The following is a 17,090-nucleotide window of genomic DNA, read 5'->3' as shown; positions in this document are numbered from 1 at the left end:
GCACCACTTACTGCCTGCAGGACGGTTCTCTGGTCTTCGTGACCGATGGCGATTGAATCGTGACGCCTGGTTTGCAAGCTAAGTAATGGACTAGTCTCATGGCATTCGAATGCAGATGAAAGGAGTGCCGAGATGAAAGTCGTTACCTTGAAGAGCCCCGGCGGGCTGGACCAGCTGCAAGTCGTAGAGCGCGATGCGCCGGGCGAGCCGGGGCCGGGCGAGATCCGCGTGCGCACCCATGCCAGCTCGCTCAACTTCCACGACTATGCCGTGGTCGCCGGGATGATCCCTACCGAGGACGGTCGCATCCCCATGTCCGACGGGGCGGGCGTGGTCGAGGCGGTGGGCGAGGGCGTCGAGGAGTTCGTGGTTGGCGATGCGGTGGTCTCCACCTTCTTCCCCTACTGGCTCGACGGGCCGGCGCGGGTCGCCGACTTCAAGACCACGCCCGGCGACGGCATCGACGGCTACGCCCGCGAGCAGGTGGTTCGCCCGGTCACCTGGTTCACCCATGCACCCAAGGGCTACAGCCACGAAGAGGCCGCCACCCTGACCACGGCGGGGCTCACTGCCTGGCGCGCGCTGGTGGTGGACGGCAACCTCAAGGCCGGCGATACGGTGCTCACCCTGGGCACCGGCGGCGTTTCCATCTTCGCCCTGCAGTTCGCCAAGGCCATGGGCGCGCGGGTGATCTCCACTTCCTCCTCCGACGAGAAGATCGAGACGCTCAAGAAGCTCGGCGCCGACCACACCCTCAACTACAAGGCCGAGCCGGAGTGGGGCAAGAAGGTCCAGGCGCTGACCGACGGCCAGGGCGTCGACCACGTGATCGAAGTGGGCGGGCCTGGCACCCTGCCGCAATCCATCAACGCCGTGCGCATCGGCGGCCACATCGCCCTGATCGGCATCCTCACCGGGCGCGGTGGCGAGGTGCCTACCGCCAAGCTGATGGCCAAGCAGGCACGCCTGCAAGGGCTTATCGTCGGCAGCCGCATCCACCAGCAGGAGATGGTGCGCGGCATCGAGGCCAGCGGCGTGCGCCCGATCATCGACAGCAGCTTCGGGCTCGAGGAGATCGCCGACGCCTTCCGTCACGAGGAGTCGGGACGTCATTTCGGCAAGATCTGCCTGTCGTTCTAGGCTATGCCTGAAAACTGTCTGCGCTTGGTCATACGGCGTTAAAAATCAGCTCCCTGTCTGACCTTCGCTCGCCGACTTTTCAGACAAAGCCTAACCAGCTGAGGCGGTCGCCAACTGCTGCAGCGCTTTCTGAGTGGCTGCGTCCGCCGGAAAGAACGACTCGATGGCGAGCTCTTCCAGGGTGACGTCGAGCGGGGTGCCGAATACCGTGGTGGTACTCAGCAGCGACAGCATGCGGCCATCCGGCAGGGCCAGCTCCAGCGGCACGACGATGCCACCGTGGCGCGATGAGGCGCTGGCCAGATGGGGGCGGGCGCCGGCCGGTATCGGATACCCCTTCAGCTCCTCGCCGAGCGAGGCCAGCACCGGGTTGGCGGTCGTCTCGGCCTGGCGTGCCAGGCGCTCGAGTATATGGGCGCGCCATTCGCGGAAGTTGCCGATGCGCGGCGCGAGCCCGCGGGGATGCAGCGTGAGCCGCAGCACGTTGATCGGCGGCTTCAGCAGCTCGGCGTCGACGCCGTCTAGCAGGGCTTCGAGCGGGCGGTTGGCCATCAGCAAATGCCAGTGACGATCGACGGCTAGCGCCGGGTAGGGGGCGTGGCTCGCCAATAGGCGCTCGATCACCCCGCGGACCGTCTCGAGTTCAGGTGCATCGATGCCGCGCTCGCCGAAGGCGGGGGCAAAACCGGCGGCGAGCAGCAGCCGGTTGCGCTCGCGCAGGGGAACGACCAACTGCTCCGCCAGGCGCAGCAGCATCTCCCGGCTCGGCGTAGCGCGTCCGGACTCGACGAAGCTGAGGTGGCGCTGGGAGATGTCGGCCTCGGCGGCGAGCGTGAGCTGGCTCAGCCGCCGCCGCAGGCGCCACTCCTTCAACAGCTGCCCTGGGGTAGGGGAGTTCGTGGTCATGCAGCCAGATTAGCGCCAAGCGATATGCGTGGCTATTACCTCGCAGGTAATCGCCAGGCTGCGCCAGCGGGGCGAAGCTGTCGAGGCAAACCTACCACCGGAGCAACGCCATGACCGCCTACGCCATCGCCCGCCTGCAGGACGTCACCATGGGCCCTGAAATCGTCGAGTACCTGGAGAAGATCGATGCCACCCTTGCGCCCTACGGCGGCCGCTACCTGATCCACGGCGGCCCCACCGAGGTGCTGGAGGGCAGCTGGCAGGGCGATACGATCATGCTCGGCTTCCCCAGCCTGGAGCAGGCCCGGGCCTGGTATCGCTCCGAGGCCTACCGTCGCATCCTGCCTCTGCGTACCGCCAACGCCATGGGCGACGTGATCCTGGTCGAGGGCGTCGAGGAAGGGCATCGAGGCATCGACATTCTTGGTTAGATACTCCAGACGGTGTCAGCCTGGCCTTGTGGCCGAGGGCGCGAAATCCCCCGTATCTGCGTAATTCAGGCTGGCTATTCGCTGCGGCTTCTCCGACATTACGGCACATGGAGCCCGCTGCGTTCGCGGTGGGCATCGAGACTGCTTGTCGAGGGAACGAGAATGAAAAAGCGCTTTGCCATCTTGTTGGGATCGCTGGCCATCGTGCTGATGGGCTGTACCGCCATGGAGGGAGCGATGACGCACGACGAGCCGCTGGTGAACACCTACTGGAAGCTGACCCAGGTCGGCGCTGCGACGCCCGAGGCGGTGGACGACCAGCGCGAGGCGCATTTCGTGCTGCACACAGAGGAGAACCGCGTGGCGGGCTCTACCGGATGCAACCGCCTGGCAGGTAGCTACCAGTTGGACAACGACGCCCTTCACTTCGGCCCCTTGATCACCACACGCATGGCCTGCCTGCAAGGCGGCGAGACCGAGCAGGCCTTCCTGGCTGCACTGGAGGCGACAGCCACCTGGCAGATCCAAGGCCAGGCGCTGACCCTGCGCGATGCGTCAGGTGCAGCCGTGGCTCAGTTCGAGGCGGTGCATCTCTATTGAGCGATGACTAAACGCACGAATTCACCCTTGGCCCGGGTATAGGCTTCTCGATCCTCATGGTGCCGGGACGCCAGCTCGCGCTTGAGGGCGGCGTAGCGCTCGGCCAGGCGGGGTCGTACTCCTCCAACTGCACCGGCTCGTCAATGGCCTGCTGCAGCGACTGGGTTTCGTTCATGAACACTTCCTGTGGCAGAGGTATGCGTGACGCTAGCCGTATCGAGCTCATGCTGCTGGCGCAGTGCCCCGGGTGGATGGCCGTGGATGCGCTTGAAGGCGCGGCTGAAGGCGGCCGCACTGCCGTAGCCCAGGCGGTAGGCCACGGTTTCGATCGGCTGTCGTTCCCGGCCGATCCATTGGACCGCCAGGCGCATGCGCAGCTCGGTCACGTAGCGGTGTGGCGTCATGCCCGTTACCGCCAGGAAGCGTTCGGCGAACACCGAGCGCGAGCTGCCCATCTCGGCGGCGAGTTCGGCCACCGTCCAGTTGCGCCCCGGCTCGCGGTGCAGAGCGGCAATGACGCGGCCCAGGCGTGGGTCGCGCAGCGCCTCGATCCAGCCGGTGGCATCGCCGCAGCCGCACTCCACCCAGCCGCGCACGATGAAGGCGGCCATGACATCGGCGAGCCGCGCCAGGATGGCGGCGTAGCCCGCTCGTTCACTCCTCGCCTCGCGCTCCATGGCTTCGAGCATGGGCAGGATTTCAGGCTGGCGCTCGAGCAGGGTGCCGACGTACATGACTTCGGGCATTAGCGAAACCAGTGCGTGCATGCTGCCCAGATCGAACTCCATGCAGCCGCTGAAGGTCAGTGCACCTTCCTGGGTGCAGTTTTGCGGACAGGCGCGGATCGCGCTGACCGCCTCGCACAGCCTGGCGCTTTCGAAGGCGGTGATGTCCTGGGCCGGCTGGTCGGGTGTGGAGAGCAGAGCATGGGCGCCGCCGCGTGGCAGCAGCAGGGCATCGCCCGTCGAGAGGGTGTGGATGCTACCGCTTGGACTGCGTAGGTAAACGGGGCCTCGCGCCACGAAGTGGAACTGTGCCCACCCGGTCCGCGTGCCGAACTCGACTCCTAGAGGGGGCGAGAGCTGAATGCGGCGGTAGGCGAGGCCACGCAGACGCATGCCGAGTAGCAGTTCGCTTATCAGGTCGCTGGGCAGTTCCGGCTTGGGCATCTCGCATACCTCGCTGTTCGTTCTTGCGCGTCTTCAGATGATTCGGACGAATGATCAAGAATTAGGGAGTCTTTAATATAGAACGTCCGGATCGGCCGCTCTAGTCTTCTCGTTCCTGACGAACGCTTCTCTAAAAGGAGAACGAGCATGAACGAGTTGTCACAGCGGGCCAGGCCCGCTTGGGGGGCAGTCGTTTCGATGGCCCTGGGCGTTTTCGGGCTGGTCACGGCGGAATTCCTGCCTGCCAGCCTGCTCACGCCCATGGCAGAAGATCTTGGGATCACCGAGGGTATGGCGGGCCAGGCGGTGACGGTCACCGCCGCGGTGGCGCTGTTGACCAGCCTGCTGATCTCCACCGCCACCCGGCGCTTCGACCGGCGCCATGTCTTGCTGAGTTTTTCCATGCTGCTGGTGGCGTCGAACTTGATCGTGGCCTTCGCGCCCAACCTGACCATCCTGCTCTTCGGCCGTGTGCTGCTTGGGGTGGCCCTGGGTGGGTTCTGGACCATGTCGATCGCTACCATGATGCGTCTGGTGCCCGGTGACCTCGTGCCGCGGGGGCTGTCGATCATGTTCAGCGGGGTTTCCGCGGCCACTATCGCCGCGGCACCGCTGGGGAGCTACTTCGGCGATCTCGTAGGTTGGCGCGACGTGTTCCGCATGGCAGCGCTACTCGGGGTGTTGGCGCTGGCGGTACAGTTCATGACCCTGCCGCGCATGGCGCCGACCGGCCTGACCCGCCTGCGTACTCTGTTCGATGTGCTGATGCGGCCGCGAGTCGGTCTGGGCATGTTGGCTGCGGCACTGGTATTCACCGGCCATTTCGCCTTCTTCACCTATATTCGGCCGTTCCTCGAAACCGTGACCGGGGTTGGCGTCAACGGCGTGGCCACCATTCTGTTGGGCTTCGGTGTGGCCAATTTCCTCGGTAATTATCTGGGCGGCTGGATGGTCGAGCGCAGCCTGCGCCTGACCATGATCTTGATGCCGCTGTTGATGGGAACGCTGGGCATCTCACTGGTACTGCTGGAAAGTACGCCGGCCACCGATGCAGCGCTGGTGGCGCTGTGGGGGCTGGCCTTCGGCGCCATTCCGGTGGCGTGGTCGACCTGGCTCACCCGCACGGTTCCTGATGAGGCCGAAAGCGCCAGCGGTTTGCTGGTGGCGGCCATCAACCTGGCGATCGCCACAGGCGCTGCCGTGGGCGGCCTCATCTTCGATCTGGGCGGTGCGCTCAACGTATTCGCCGCCAGCGCTGCCCTGCTGTTGCTGGCAGCGCTGATGATCCTGGCGGGCGTGAGAACGAGGCCGCTGGTCACCGCCTGATGCATAGGCCTTGCCTAAATCAGGATTCGTTCAAAAAACGCGGCCCGCTTCGGTGGGCTGCGTTTTTTGCCATTTCTCTCATACGCTGTTAGCGTGGGAGTACAGAAGAACCAACAATGGAGCAAGCGACATGGATTCCGCCGTCAACACCATCGTGGGCCAGGCCCTGGTCATGCAGCAGGCTCAAGCCGCGCAGCAGGTGCAGCTCGAAATCTACAGGGAAGCCCTGGACATGCAGAAGGATCAGGTCGCTGCCCTCATGGCTTCGGCTTCTCTGCAGCCGCAGCTGGCAAGCGACGGCATGCTTGGCACGCTGATCAATACCTACGCTTGAGCTTCATTCGCAGGCTTGCCAGCTCAAGCCTGCCTCTCCAGAGCCCACCTCACCGCCTCTTCGGCGTGAATGGCCGTGGTGTCGTAGAGCGGCACTGCGGTATGGCTCTGCTGCACCAGCAGGGCGATTTCGGTACAGCCGAGGATCACCGCCTCAGCGCCCCGTTCGTGTAGCGATTCGATGATTTCCAGATAGCGCTCCCGCGAGGTCTCTTTCACCTGGCCAAGGCATAGCTCGGTATAGATCACCTCGTGCACGAGGTCGCACTGAGCTTCGTCGGGTACCAGCACCTCGATGCCGAAGCCTTCGGCAATACGCCCCTTGTAGAAGTCCTGCTCCATGGTGAAGCGGGTGCCGAGCAGGCCGACGCGGCGGATGCCGTCATCGACCAGGCGCTGCGCCGTGGCATCGGCAATGTGCAGCAGCGGAATCGAGACCGCCTCGGCAATCTGCGGGGCGACCTTGTGCATGGTGTTGGTGCCGATCAGCAGGAAATCCGCACCGCCGGCTTCCACGCTGCAGGCGGCTCGGCACAGGATCTCGGCGGTGGCATCCCAGTCGCCGGCGTGCTGCAGCCGCTCGATCTCGGCGAAATCGACGCTGTACAGGCATAGCTTGGCCGAGTGCAGCCCGCCGAGGACAGCCTTCACTCCTTCGTTGAGTGCACGGTAGTAGCTCACGGTGGATTCCCAGCTCATGCCGCCGAGCAGGCCGATGGTCTTCATGGTCATGCGTTCCCTCTGGTTGTCGTTATTCCAGTCTCGCTTGCCGTGCCGCTATGTCTCGTACTCGTCGTGACGGCGGTTCCATACGTAGGGTGGCGTTTGCGGCCATCCCGGCGGCGAGTCTTCCCAGTTCTCCTGGCGGCCGTAGGGCGTCAGGTCCAGGTAGGTCCACAGGCTGCCCAGGTACTCCACGCCGCGCTTGCCGTTGAAGTAGGTGCGAAAGACCCGTTCGCCGTCACGCAGGAATACGCTGATGCCATGGCGTTCGCCACGGTCGGTGTCGGGAGCGTGGCAGTTGCAGCTCGTCACGCCCATGTCCCTGTTGAAATCGCTTCCTAGAGATGAATACCACGTGGGGTGCTGCCAGCCCATGCGCGTCTGGTAGCGCTGGAGTTTTTCCAATGGTGCCCGGGATACCAGCACCAGGTTGGTGTCGCGGGCATGCAGGTGGGCGGGGTGGGTCATTGCATCCACCACCCAGGAGCAGCCGTCGCAGCCGGCCTCCCACTCGGGGCCGAACATGAAATGGTAGACGATCAACTGCCGGCGCCCCTCGAACAGGTCGAGCAGGCTGGCCGTCCCGCCTGGCCCGTCGAAGGCGTAATCGGCACGCACTTCGACCATCGGCAGACGGCGGCGGGCGGCACTGAGCCTGTCGCGCTCACGCGTGTGCGCCTTCTCTCGGACGATCTGTTCTTCCAGGGCGGCACGCCACTGCTCTTCAGAAACCACGGGGGGCAGGGTGGTCGAGGCCATCATCGTACCTCTCCTTTCAGGTCAGGTTGGGCGGCTCCCAGATTGAGTTGCCAGGAGACGCCGAAGCGGTCGTTGAGCCAGGCGAAACGCGTGCTGAAACCGTAGTCGTCCGCTGGCATCAGCATCTGGCCCTGTTCCGACAGCTGCTCGAGAAGCCGTTCGAACTCATCGCGGCTTTCGCACTCGACGAATAGCGATATCGAAGGCGTAAAGCTGAAGGGGTGCGTTATGTGGCTATCGATGCAGGTGTAGTGTCGGCCGGCCAGGGTGAATTCGGCCTGCTTGACGCTGCCCTCCCTGCCAGTTTCCTCGGGGCCGTAGCGCTCGAGCCGGACGATGTCGGAATCGTCGAACAGCGCGACGTAGAAGCGCATGGCCTGCTCGGCATTGCCTTCGAACATCAGCTGCGGGGCGACATGATGCGGCATCGGTACTCCTCCTCGAGGCGTTCGAAGGTAGGCCAGAAAGGGGCAGGGGTATGGCCCTGCAGCACGCCTTCCAGCACGGTGAGATGGGTGTGCCAGCCACCGGCGACGTTGACCATGGTGCCGTCATCGGCAAGGCGGCGATGCGTCACGACCAGACGTACCTGATCGCCGGCCTCGCTGAGTTCGAAGGTGACCTCCGACGGGGCTTCGTTGCCCCCGCCCCAGGTCCAGGCAATCAGGTGGGGCGGTTCGCAGCGCAGCACCTGGTGCTGCGTCGTGAAGCGGCCGTCGTACTGGCGAAAGCGCTCCGTGGGCGGCGTGTTGTCGGGCGTCAGTTCGCTATTGTGGAAGTGCAGCGCGAAGGCGCTGCCTGCACGCGGTTCCATGGCGCCGGGGGCGAGCCACTGGCCACGCTTGTCGGATTCGGTGAGGTAGGCCCAGACCCGCTCGATGGGACCAGGCAGCAGACGTTCGAAGCGGATGCTCTCTTCGGCGATCTTCGCGCCATAGCCGGTGTCATCCATCTCGCCTCTCCTCCTTCGTCGATTCGGCGTCAGCCTTCAGCGCTGCTTCCAGTGTGTTCAGCCGCTGGTTCCAGAAGCCTTCGTAGAAGCTCAGCCACTGTTCCGCTACCGCCAGCGGCCCCGGTTGCAGCCGACAGTAGTGGGCGCGCCCTTCAATGCGCCGCTCCACCAGCCCGGCTTGCTCCAGCACGCGCACGTGCTTGGAAACTGCTGCCAGCGAGATGGGGAACGGCTCGGCCAGCTCGCCGACCTTGCGCTCACCGGCTGCCAAGCGCTCGAGCAGCAGGCGGCGGGTGGGATCGGCCAGGGCGTGGAAGACCCGGTCCAGATGCGTTTCGTCATATTCAACCATAGGGTTTTATATAGGCTCGCAGTCATGCATTGTCAACCATGCGGTTGAATATTGGATGTGAGCAGCTACACCATTGCCGAGGACTATGAATGCGATTGAATATTCCAAGCTTTACCTGAAGTTAGCTTGAGGTCTTAGCCTGCGCTACAGGGTTGCCCTTGATAGAAGTTACCTTGAGAAAAAAGGAGAACGCCATGCAGGCTGTCACGACCGCTCGACCACTTCACGAATCGGCTCGCTGGGAAACGCGGGCACTCGATCTCGATGCCTACCTGGCTCGTATCGATTACCGGGGGCCCGTGACGGCCAGCTTGGAGACATTGAAGGCTCTCCAGAAGGCGCACCTTGCCGCGGTGCCGTTCGAGAATCTCGAGATCGTCACCGGCGGCGAGATCCGCATCGACCTGGAAAGCCTTCAGGACAAGCTGGTACGGCGCTGGCGCGGCGGCTATTGCCATGAGCAGAACACCCTGTTTGCCTCGGTGCTGGACCGGCTTGGCTTCGAGGTCGCCGGGCGCAACGCGAGAATGCTGATGGGTGACGACGAGAACATTCTCACTCCTCTCGGCCACACGATGCTGGTAGTGAAGGTGGCGGGCGATGACTGGCTGGTCGATGTCGGCGTCGGCAATGTCGGGCCGCGTGAGCCGATCCTGCTCGAGGCGGGCCGTGAGGTGAGCCATGGCCATTGGGAGTATCGCCTGGAGCGCACGCCGCTGGGATTGTGGCTGCTGCGCCACAAGCGCAACGGTGAGTGGTTCAACATCTATCAGTTCAGTGACGAACCCTGCTACCGTGCCGATTCCGGCGAATACAACTACCTAGCGTCACATCATCCCGCATCGCCATTCGTGCGGCGAATCGTGGCTCAGCACAACGGCGCAGAGGTACGGCTTGCGCTCACCGATCTCGAGCTCAAGATCTTCCGCCCAGGCCGGGAGCCGGAGCTGCAGCGGATCGCGGCCGGTGAGCTGCCCCTCGTGCTGCGCGAGCGCTTCGGCCTGGCGCTGACCCCGGAGCAGGAGCGCGCACTGCTGCGGCGAGCCGGGGCGCTCGCCGAGACCTCCTCCGAGGGCGAGCAGCTCGGAACCTGAGGAAGTGGCTAGAGATGAGTCTCTAGAAGCGCGCATCGCCAATTGCCGGCATCACCACCTCTTTCACATAGGCACTGGGCGACAGCGTCACCAGGGTACGCATCAGCTGTACCACGTCGTGCATGGGAATGAGTTCACCATTACCGCGCCGGGCCGCGCGTTCGACAGGCACGGCCAGGTCGTCCTCGGTGTTGAGGTAACCTAGCTGCAGGCAGGTCACCGCCAGGCGCTGTTCGCGAAAGCCCTCGCGCAGCGCCTCGGCGATGCCGCGCAGGGCGTGCTTGGTGGCGCCGAAGGCGACCTCCGGCCGGCCGTGGCCGGGTAGGGCGGATGTCGAGCCGGTCAGTACGATGCGTGGCGAGGAGGAGCGCAGCAGCGCAGGGAGCAGCGCCTGGATCAGCAGAATGGCAGCGCTGACGTTGACCGTGACGATGCGCTGGATCTCCGCCGGGCTGTCATTCAGGAAGCGATAGTCCGCTTCGAAGGCTCGAGTTTCCCACAGCCCCAGATTATAGATCAGCAAGTCCAGCCCACTTTCCGCCACGGCCTCGGCCACACTGGCGGCCGCTCGTTCGGGTGATGCCAGATCGGCTTCGATCCAGTCGATCTCAAGACCGGTGCGCACGGGCAGAGGTGAAGGGCTGCGGCGCGAAACGCCGATCAGACGGTCGCCTTTCTCGCCCAGCCCCTCGATGAAAGCCCGTCCCAGCCCCTGACTTGCTCCCACGACCATGATACGCATGCTTTTTTCCTCGCTGTGGTGGCGTTGCATGCACCCTACGACCTCAAGCGTGGCTGAGGTCAAGACGTCGCCCCGTCACGTGCTGCCTTGCGCTGCTCCCGGCGTTGCTCCAGCGCCTGCTCGGCGTCCGCTTTCAGCGGCAGGTGCGAGGCCCACAGAATGTCGTCGCGCCGATGATTCATGTCGTCGAGCATGTGGTCGTCGTGGGACAGCAGGGGCAGGTAACGCTGACGAAATCTCCGCCGTTGCAGGTAACGGTTCAGCAGGGTCTCTATGGCATGAATCAGCCCCAGCGGAGGCATGGCCGGCATGTAGAAGTCCGGCTGGGGCGGTGATGTCGGCCGCTGCTCCTCCTTTTGGCTGGGCCTGTAAATCGGTTCGTACCGGCTCATGATGCACCTCCTTGCCGGCAGCTGCATGGTTGCGGCTGCCGCGTCTTCTCGGATGAAAGGAGGGTCGCGACCTCGTGTCAGTGAGTTTCAGGCACGCCAATGGATCAATCCAGCGAATAAGACTACAGTCATGGTTAAGATAAATTGAAAGGTGCGCCATGAATCAGATGCCCAGTACGACCATGCCACTGCTCGATACCGATGTGCTGCGTACGTTCGTGGCCATTGCCGAGTGCGGCAGTTTCACCCGCGCCGCGCGCCAGGTTTTTCGTACACCCTCAGCGCTCAGCATGCAGATCAAGCGGCTGGAAGAAACGCTGGGCCATGCACTGTTCGTCCGCGAGGCGAGACAGGTGCGCCTGACCTCGGAAGGCGAGCTGCTGTTGGGCTATGGGCGGCGCTTGCTCAAGCTCAACGAGGAGGCAGTCACTCAGTTCCTGGCGCCCAGCGTGGCGGGTCGGCTGGGCTTCGGCACCACCGACGATGTGGGCACTCGCATCCTGCCCGGTGTGCTGTCACAGTTCGCTCGCTCGCATCCAGCGGTTCAGGTCGATGTAGTGGTGGGCAGCAGCCGTGACATGCTGGGCCGGTTGGAAGCGGGTGAACTCGATTTGATACTGATGACCGCCGGAAATCCGGGTCAGCAGATACACGGCGAGATCGTACACCACGAGCCGCTGGTGTGGGCGGGGCGTGAGGGGGGAATTGCCGCCCAGCGATCGCCGCTGCCGGTAGCGCTTGCACAGCACGGCTGCGCTTGGCGAGGCATGGCGCTGGAAGCGCTGGACCGTGCCGGCATTAGCTACCGTATCGCCTATTCATGCGAGCACTGTGCAGGCCAGGAGGCGGCCATGCTTGCCGACCTGGCGGTGGCGCCCTTTCCGTTGAGCCTGGTGCGCCCACCGCTGCGGCGCATCGCTTCGAATCTGTTGCCGCCGTTAGGGGAATATCAGCTGGCGCTTGTCAGGCGGCCAGGAGCCGATCAGGCCTGTGAAGCGCTGGCAGGGCATGTCATGGCGGTGTTCCGGGAGCTATGACATGCCCCTCGTGACGGTTCAGCCTCGCTCGGCACGGATTCGGTTGAGCTGGCGTTTGATTTCCGCGCGCTCCAGGATCAAGAGATCCAGAAGCTCGTCTCGCTGGTTACGGCTCAGCCCTTCATCGCTCATCAGGCCGTCGAGCAGGGTCTCGATATCGGTTTCTTGTTGGGTTTTGGGAACGGCAACGGTGCTGGGGATCAGGGAAACGAACATGGGCGCGTACCTCCACTAACTACCCTGGGTATGACGGTTTGTAGTTGTCAGGGCTTTCTTTGTAGTTGTCAGGGCTTTCTCGAACTCGTTGTCATTGCATGGTGGAACTGCGCTGCGGGCCGAGTCAAATTCGCAAGCGCTAGAACCATGCCGTTTCACGCATTGTGATCAAAAAATCGCCAACTAGCCTAACGTGTCTGTTGTCACCCCACGCTCACTCTGCCGTGGACTATTTGGGCCGGTAGAACAAGAATGCATCAGTCTCCGCCGTGAGCAGGAACACGTTTGCCCAGTGGGGGTGAACGGTACGGTCATGGAAGTAGAGGGCACCTTCGGTATGGTCGAATAGTTCCTGATTCAACGCCTGGCGTGCCACCTCTTTAGCCACTTGGTAAGCATCGTCCTCTACCACCTCATTGGGGCGGCCATTGCACCACCAGGAGAACTGGCAGGGGCCATGCTCCGATCCCTGGGTCACCACCTCGCAGACAGTATTGGGGTAGCGCTGGCTGGCGACACGGTTGATCACCACATTGGCAACCGACTCCATGTCGAGGCCGGGCACTCCCTTGGCTTCCCAGTAGATCGTACGTGCCAGACAGGTGAGCGGTTCCTCCAGCGGGTCGCTGCCTGCCGGATCCACCAACTGCACTTCACGTTCGCCGATCGGTTCGACTGGCCCGTTCACCTGCACGTCGGGGGCCGCGACCTGCTCCAGCACGGCGGCCTTGCGAACCACCACCTCGACTTGCAGCTCGGTCTCGGCCAAGGCTGCTGAAGCGAGGGTTAGTGACAGGAGAAGCCAAGCGGCGAGCGAAAGAATGGGCATCGAAGAACCTTTTTATGTCGTTATGGTTCGGTTCTATAGCTTGTAAAGGCAATGTGACGAGTATAGTCGCCCGAAAGCCCCGGCTGTCGGGGTCTCGGCATGGTTTTCATGCTACGGAAGGGAACAACCGCTTTGGTACCCACCACAGGAAAAACGCCATACCAACGAGTTCCACCAATGACTGGAACACGATGGCGACCACAGCCAGCTCATAGGAAGCAGGAAGGGCAAGAGCCAGGGGCAGCACGACGAAAGAGTTGCGTGTGCCCAGGCTGAATGCGAGCACGCGACCCTGGGCAATGGGTAGCTTGAAGGCGCGGGCGAGTAGGCGAGCCAGCAGCGCAGCGGCGATCAGAAAAGCGGAAAAGGCCAGCAGCAACCCGCCGAGGATTGGCAGCGAAGCGGTGACGACACCCACCTGGGTACAGGCTATCGAGAACACCACCAAGGCCAATAGCGGCACCGGCAGCCACCCCAGCCGCTCGACGCCGGCGGTACGGCGTGGGCTGCCCTGGGCCCACTTCTCGGTAGTGAAGGCCAGCAGCAGTGGCAGTACGATCAGCCCGGCAAAGGCCAGTAATAGCTCACGCTGTACGATGGCTGTCAGAACGCTCTGATCCATGAACAGCCACAGGTACAAGGGCAGCAGCACGAGCTGAAGCAGCAGGCTGATCGGCGAGAAGGCGACGGCATGCTGCGCCTTGCCCCCGCCCAGGTGGGAGAAAGTGATGAACCAATCCGTGCACGGCACCAGCAGTACCAGCAGTACGCCCAGGCGCACCGCCGGCTCGGCGGCGAACAGGCTGGCTAACCCCCAGGCGATGAGCGGCAACAGCAGGAAGTTGCCCATCACCGCGGCGGCCATGAAGCGCGTATCGCGCCATGCAGTTCCCAGCTGCGTCAGCGGTACCTGGGTGAAGGTGACGAAGAGTAGCGTTCCCACTAGCGGCCACAGCAGCGCTTCCAGCACGCCAATCTGGCCAGGCAGCACCGTGCCCAGGGCCAGGCCTATGGCGATGGCTGCCAGATAGGCCAGCACCTGGTATTTCTCGAGCGCTTGACGTGTCAAAGCAGAGAACTCTCAGGGGCTGGGGACACGTTCATCTTCACGCAGAGTCAAGACCTCATAGCCATCCGCCGTCACTGCGATCGTATGTTCCCACTGGGCCGAGAGCATCTTGTCGCTGGTCACCACGGTCCAGCCGTCGCGCTTCGTTTTAACCTTGGCCTTGCCTTGATTGATCATCGGCTCGATGGTGAAGGTCATGCCTTCTTGCAGCACCAGGCCTTGCCCAGGCTGCCCGTAATGCAGTACCTGGGGTTCCTCGTGCATCTCTCTGCCGATGCCGTGTCCGCAGTAGTCCTGGACCACTGAGTAGCCATAGGTAGTGGCATGCTGCTGGATCGCAAAGCCGACATCGCCGAGAGTCGCACCAGGTTTCACGGCTCTGATGCCCTGCCACATGGCCTCGTACGTGGCATCCACCAGGCGCTTCGCGGCCAGTGAAACGGCACCGATCATGTACATCTTGCTGGAGTCGGCGATGAAGCCATTCTTCTCGAGGGTGATGTCGACATTGACGATATCGCCGGACTTGAGAAGCTTCGTTGGCGATGGCATGCCATGGCAGACAACGTGATTCAAGGAGGTATTGAGAACGAAGGGGAAACCGTATTGCCCCTTGCTGGAGGGGCGGGCCTGCAGGGTATGGGTAATGTGCTCCTCCGCCCAATCATTGATCTGCATGGTCGACACGCCAGCCTCGATATGGGCATCGAGGTAGGTGAATACCGAGGCGAGCAATCGCCCCGACTGGCGCATCAGTTCGAGCTCCTCGGGCTCCTTGATGACTACCTCATCCATGAATGACCTGCTGTACATTCACCGAGGCAGCTTTCAACTGCTCCCGCATGATGTCCTGGAACGTCATCTCGGGGTGGGTCTCGGCGAGCATGCCAATCTTTATCCAATACTCGGCCTGAGCGTTGATGGAGCGGAGCATGGGCCCGCTGGCCTTGCGGATCTCATCATGCAGCTCATCGCTGATCTTTACGATTCCCATGGAGTCACCTATATACGTTTAATATATGAATCGTATATTGAGGGGTGGTGGCATTCAAGCAGCAGCTTCAGACCAGTGAAATTGACCTGCAGGACATGTTGGCATCGTGACGACTGGAAACGTCATGTCGACAGTGCTTTCGTATTGTCTCTGGGCTAGAAGCGTGAGATGTGATGACGGCGCGTGGCAAGATAGCGCTTGCCGCTTTTCAGCACGACCTTCAGGAGCCTAGCCATGATCACCCTGCATCACTGTGTCAGTGCCCGCTCGTTTCGTCCCCTTTGGTTGCTCGAGGAGATCGGGGTGCCCTATGAACTGGTGATGCACGATTTTCCGCCACGGGTACGCGACGAAGCCTTTCTCGAGATCAATCCGCTGGGTACGGTTCCGGCGCTGTTCGACGACATGGTAGCGATGACCGAATCGGCGGCCATCTGTCAGTATCTCGCCGGGCGTCATCCCGAGGCGGGCCTTGAGGTAGCGCCGAACGACCCTGCCTACGGCGACTATCTCAACTTTCTGCACTTCGGCGAAGCGACGCTGACGTTTCCCCAGACCCTGGTGCTGCGCTATGGCCGCTTCGAGCCCGAGGAGCGTCGATCGCCCCAAGTGGTTGAGGATTATTCGCGCTGGTTCCTCTCCCGTCTGCGCACCCTGGAGCCGCGCCTGGAGCGCGAGCCGTTCGTTTGTGCCGGGCGTTTCACCGCGGCCGACGTGTCGGTGGGCTATGCGCTACTGCTGGCCAGCCACATCGGCCTGGATGAGCGTTTCAAGCCCGCCGTGGCGGCCTACTGGCAACGCCTGCAGGAGCGCGAAGCTTTCCAGCGTGCCAAAACCGCCGAGCGCGAGGCGGCCTTGGCTCAGGGCGTTTCCCACAAGGCGGCCATGGACATGCTGGGCTGAGCGTCAGGCGCTACTCATTCGCTCTTCGACGCAGCTCGGGCACGACCAGCATAGCCAGGGTCAGGGCGGTGATCGGCAGCACGAAATAGAGCATCAGGGCACTGAAACCGGCCAGTGCGTCGTGGTGGGTGGCAGCCAGCACCAGATAGGCGGTATAGGCCACGTAGTAACCCAGCAGCACGGCCCCTTCCCAGCGATTGATGGCGCTGGCGGTGAAGCAGATCGGCAGGCAGGCGGCGGCCACCGCTATCATCACCGGCAGGTCGAGGCTGAGCATGGCCTGGGTTACGGCGATGCCGGCGGGAGCGATCAGGGCGGTGAGGCCCAGCACGCCGAGCAAATTGAAGATGTTGCTGCCTACCACGTTACCCACGGCAATCTCCCGCTGGCCGCGCAGGGCAGCAATGATCGAAGTCACAACCTCGGGCAGCGAGGTGCCTGCCGCCACCAGGGTCAGCCCGATCACTTGATCGCTGACCCCGAACCAGCCGGCCATGACCACGGCCGAGTCGACGAACAGACGTGAGCCGGCCACCAGCATGGCAAGCCCGCCGATGACGTAGAGCGCGTCATGCCATCCGGGGCGGGCCAGTGCCTCGCTGTTGGCCGCCGACTCGTCGCTGGCCGTCTGGCGTTTACCTTGCCACAGCAAGAAGACGGTGTAGACCACCAGGCCAAGGACCAATAGCCCACCGTCGAGTCGCCCGACGCTGCCATCCAGTGCCAGCACCAGCACTACTACGGAAAGCACGATCATCAGGGGGATATCCAGACGGATCAGCTGCTGGGCCACCGCCAGCGGCACGATCAGTGCCGAGACTCCCAAGATGAACAATACGTTGAAGATGTTGCTGCCCACCACGTTGCCCATGGCGATGCCCGTCTGGCCATCCAGAGCGGCCTTGAGACTGACCACGAGCTCCGGTGCGCTGGTGCCGAAAGCCACCACCGTGAGCCCGATCACGAGTGGCGGAATTCCCAATCGCGCCGCCAGGCGCGATGCACCTTTCACCAGGCCCTCTGCGCCCATAATCAGCAGCACCAGACCGAGGGCCAACAGCAGTAGCGTCACCATTCAGAAGTTCCATGCCGTTAGGGTAGGGAGGGATGTAGTTCGTGCAAG

The 17,090-nt window shown here is 63.1% G+C and carries 24 protein-coding genes; 8 read left to right on the top strand and 16 right to left on the bottom strand.

The genetic code is table 11. The features are described 5' to 3' along the window. The first annotated feature begins 132 nt into the window (after nt 1-132). Entirely contained in the window at nt 133-1,140 is a 1,008-nt protein-coding gene (locus AC2VNO_RS13380; protein WP_486934580.1) for a zinc-dependent alcohol dehydrogenase family protein, read from the top strand. A gap of 90 nt (nt 1,141-1,230) precedes the next feature. Here AC2VNO_RS13380 and AC2VNO_RS13375 read toward each other — a convergent pair whose 3' ends face one another. Then, the gene (locus AC2VNO_RS13375; protein WP_486934579.1) at nt 1,231-2,046 is read right to left on the bottom strand and encodes a helix-turn-helix domain-containing protein; all 816 of its coding nucleotides are present in this window, start codon (nt 2,044-2,046) and stop codon (nt 1,231-1,233) included. A 110-nt stretch (nt 2,047-2,156) separates the two neighbouring features. Here AC2VNO_RS13375 and AC2VNO_RS13370 point away from each other — a divergent pair, with 110 nt between their 5' ends. Continuing rightward, nucleotides 2,157-2,477, top strand: coding sequence for a DUF1330 domain-containing protein (locus AC2VNO_RS13370; RefSeq protein WP_486934578.1), 321 nt, complete (start codon nt 2,157-2,159; stop codon nt 2,475-2,477). A gap of 162 nt (nt 2,478-2,639) precedes the next feature. Next, nucleotides 2,640-3,077, top strand: coding sequence for an META domain-containing protein (locus tag AC2VNO_RS13365; RefSeq protein WP_486934577.1), 438 nt, complete (start codon nt 2,640-2,642; stop codon nt 3,075-3,077). Here AC2VNO_RS13365 and AC2VNO_RS13360 read toward each other — a convergent pair. Beyond that, nucleotides 3,071-3,184 (bottom strand): GrpB family protein, encoded by a 114-nt coding sequence (locus AC2VNO_RS13360; protein ID WP_486934630.1) that lies wholly within the window; start codon nt 3,182-3,184, stop codon nt 3,071-3,073. The genes AC2VNO_RS13365 and AC2VNO_RS13360 overlap by 7 nt on opposite strands. 33 nt (nt 3,185-3,217) lie before the next feature. After that, nucleotides 3,218-4,246, bottom strand: coding sequence for a cupin domain-containing protein (locus AC2VNO_RS13355; protein WP_486934576.1), 1,029 nt, complete (start codon nt 4,244-4,246; stop codon nt 3,218-3,220). Between the two features lie 147 nt (nt 4,247-4,393). On the opposite strand from AC2VNO_RS13355, the gene AC2VNO_RS13350 reads away from it, so the two are divergent. Next, nucleotides 4,394-5,572: an MFS transporter gene (locus tag AC2VNO_RS13350; RefSeq protein WP_486934575.1), complete on the top strand. Its 1,179-nt coding sequence runs from the start codon at nt 4,394-4,396 to the stop codon at nt 5,570-5,572. A 130-nt stretch (nt 5,573-5,702) separates the two neighbouring features. Continuing rightward, a complete protein-coding gene (locus AC2VNO_RS13345; RefSeq protein ID WP_228578970.1) occupies nt 5,703-5,906 on the top strand; it encodes a putative motility protein in 204 nt (67 codons plus the stop codon). 23 nt (nt 5,907-5,929) lie between these two features. On the opposite strand, the gene AC2VNO_RS13340 is transcribed toward AC2VNO_RS13345, so the two are convergent. Genes AC2VNO_RS13340 through AC2VNO_RS13320 form a run of 5 tightly spaced genes read right to left on the bottom strand, consistent with a single transcriptional unit; the run spans nt 5,930 to nt 8,691 of the window. Then, a complete protein-coding gene (locus AC2VNO_RS13340; protein WP_486934629.1) occupies nt 5,930-6,631 on the bottom strand; it encodes an aspartate/glutamate racemase family protein in 702 nt (233 codons plus the stop codon). A 51-nt stretch (nt 6,632-6,682) separates the two neighbouring features. Next, nucleotides 6,683-7,390 carry a DUF899 domain-containing protein gene (locus AC2VNO_RS13335; protein ID WP_486934574.1) on the bottom strand — a complete coding sequence of 236 codons (708 nt, stop codon included), beginning with the start codon at nt 7,388-7,390 and terminating at the stop codon, nt 6,683-6,685. Beyond that, complete coding sequence (locus tag AC2VNO_RS13330) at nt 7,387-7,815, bottom strand: VOC family protein (RefSeq protein ID WP_486934573.1); 429 nt, start codon at nt 7,813-7,815, stop codon at nt 7,387-7,389. Before AC2VNO_RS13330 ends, AC2VNO_RS13335 begins: the two co-directional genes overlap by 4 nt. Then, nucleotides 7,788-8,339 carry an SRPBCC family protein gene (locus tag AC2VNO_RS13325; protein ID WP_486934572.1) on the bottom strand — a complete coding sequence of 184 codons (552 nt, stop codon included), beginning with the start codon at nt 8,337-8,339 and terminating at the stop codon, nt 7,788-7,790. Before AC2VNO_RS13325 ends, AC2VNO_RS13330 begins: the two co-directional genes overlap by 28 nt. After that, entirely contained in the window at nt 8,332-8,691 is a 360-nt protein-coding gene (locus tag AC2VNO_RS13320) for an ArsR/SmtB family transcription factor (RefSeq protein ID WP_486934571.1), read from the bottom strand. The genes AC2VNO_RS13325 and AC2VNO_RS13320 overlap by 8 nt, the downstream gene beginning before the upstream one ends. A 194-nt stretch (nt 8,692-8,885) precedes the next feature. Between AC2VNO_RS13320 and AC2VNO_RS13315 the strand changes: the two genes are divergently transcribed. Beyond that, nucleotides 8,886-9,785: an arylamine N-acetyltransferase family protein gene (locus tag AC2VNO_RS13315; protein WP_486934570.1), complete on the top strand. Its 900-nt coding sequence runs from the start codon at nt 8,886-8,888 to the stop codon at nt 9,783-9,785. Between the two features lie 22 nt (nt 9,786-9,807). Here AC2VNO_RS13315 and AC2VNO_RS13310 read toward each other — a convergent pair whose 3' ends face one another. Continuing rightward, the gene (locus AC2VNO_RS13310; protein ID WP_486934569.1) at nt 9,808-10,527 is read right to left on the bottom strand and encodes an SDR family NAD(P)-dependent oxidoreductase; all 720 of its coding nucleotides are present in this window, start codon (nt 10,525-10,527) and stop codon (nt 9,808-9,810) included. Between the two features lie 59 nt (nt 10,528-10,586). Next, on the bottom strand, nt 10,587-10,919 hold the full coding sequence (locus AC2VNO_RS13305; RefSeq protein WP_486934568.1) for a hypothetical protein: 333 nt from the start codon (nt 10,917-10,919) through the stop codon (nt 10,587-10,589). Nucleotides 10,920-11,077: 158 nt separating this feature from the next. Here AC2VNO_RS13305 and AC2VNO_RS13300 point away from each other — a divergent pair, with 158 nt between their 5' ends. Next, on the top strand, nt 11,078-11,956 hold the full coding sequence (locus AC2VNO_RS13300) for a LysR substrate-binding domain-containing protein (protein WP_486934567.1): 879 nt from the start codon (nt 11,078-11,080) through the stop codon (nt 11,954-11,956). Nucleotides 11,957-11,974: 18 nt separating this feature from the next. On the opposite strand, the gene AC2VNO_RS13295 is transcribed toward AC2VNO_RS13300, so the two are convergent. The 5 genes from AC2VNO_RS13295 to AC2VNO_RS13275 form a co-directional block, all read right to left on the bottom strand. Beyond that, nucleotides 11,975-12,172 (bottom strand): hypothetical protein, encoded by a 198-nt coding sequence (locus AC2VNO_RS13295; protein ID WP_486934566.1) that lies wholly within the window; start codon nt 12,170-12,172, stop codon nt 11,975-11,977. A gap of 229 nt (nt 12,173-12,401) precedes the next feature. After that, nucleotides 12,402-13,001 carry a cell wall hydrolase gene (locus AC2VNO_RS13290; protein ID WP_486934565.1) on the bottom strand — a complete coding sequence of 200 codons (600 nt, stop codon included), beginning with the start codon at nt 12,999-13,001 and terminating at the stop codon, nt 12,402-12,404. 106 nt (nt 13,002-13,107) lie between these two features. After that, on the bottom strand, nt 13,108-14,070 hold the full coding sequence (locus tag AC2VNO_RS13285; RefSeq protein WP_486934564.1) for an arsenic resistance protein: 963 nt from the start codon (nt 14,068-14,070) through the stop codon (nt 13,108-13,110). Nucleotides 14,071-14,082: 12 nt separating this feature from the next. Further along, the gene (gene map / locus AC2VNO_RS13280) at nt 14,083-14,865 is read right to left on the bottom strand and encodes a type I methionyl aminopeptidase (protein ID WP_486934563.1); all 783 of its coding nucleotides are present in this window, start codon (nt 14,863-14,865) and stop codon (nt 14,083-14,085) included. Beyond that, nucleotides 14,858-15,064, bottom strand: a complete 207-nt coding sequence (locus tag AC2VNO_RS13275; protein ID WP_486934562.1) for a ParD-like family protein — start codon at nt 15,062-15,064, stop codon at nt 14,858-14,860. The genes map and AC2VNO_RS13275 overlap by 8 nt, the downstream gene beginning before the upstream one ends. 234 nt (nt 15,065-15,298) lie before the next feature. Between AC2VNO_RS13275 and AC2VNO_RS13270 the strand changes: the two genes are divergently transcribed. Beyond that, nucleotides 15,299-15,967 carry a glutathione S-transferase family protein gene (locus AC2VNO_RS13270; protein ID WP_486934561.1) on the top strand — a complete coding sequence of 223 codons (669 nt, stop codon included), beginning with the start codon at nt 15,299-15,301 and terminating at the stop codon, nt 15,965-15,967. Between the two features lie 10 nt (nt 15,968-15,977). Here AC2VNO_RS13270 and AC2VNO_RS13265 read toward each other — a convergent pair whose 3' ends face one another. After that, entirely contained in the window at nt 15,978-17,042 is a 1,065-nt protein-coding gene (locus AC2VNO_RS13265) for a calcium/sodium antiporter (RefSeq protein WP_486934560.1), read from the bottom strand. Nucleotides 17,043-17,090 lie beyond the last annotated feature (48 nt).

This window comes from Halomonas sp. TH-94 (assembly GCF_057473365.1).
The sequence above is the reverse complement of the archived record's forward strand: the minus strand, read 5'-3'. Positions and strand labels throughout refer to the sequence as shown.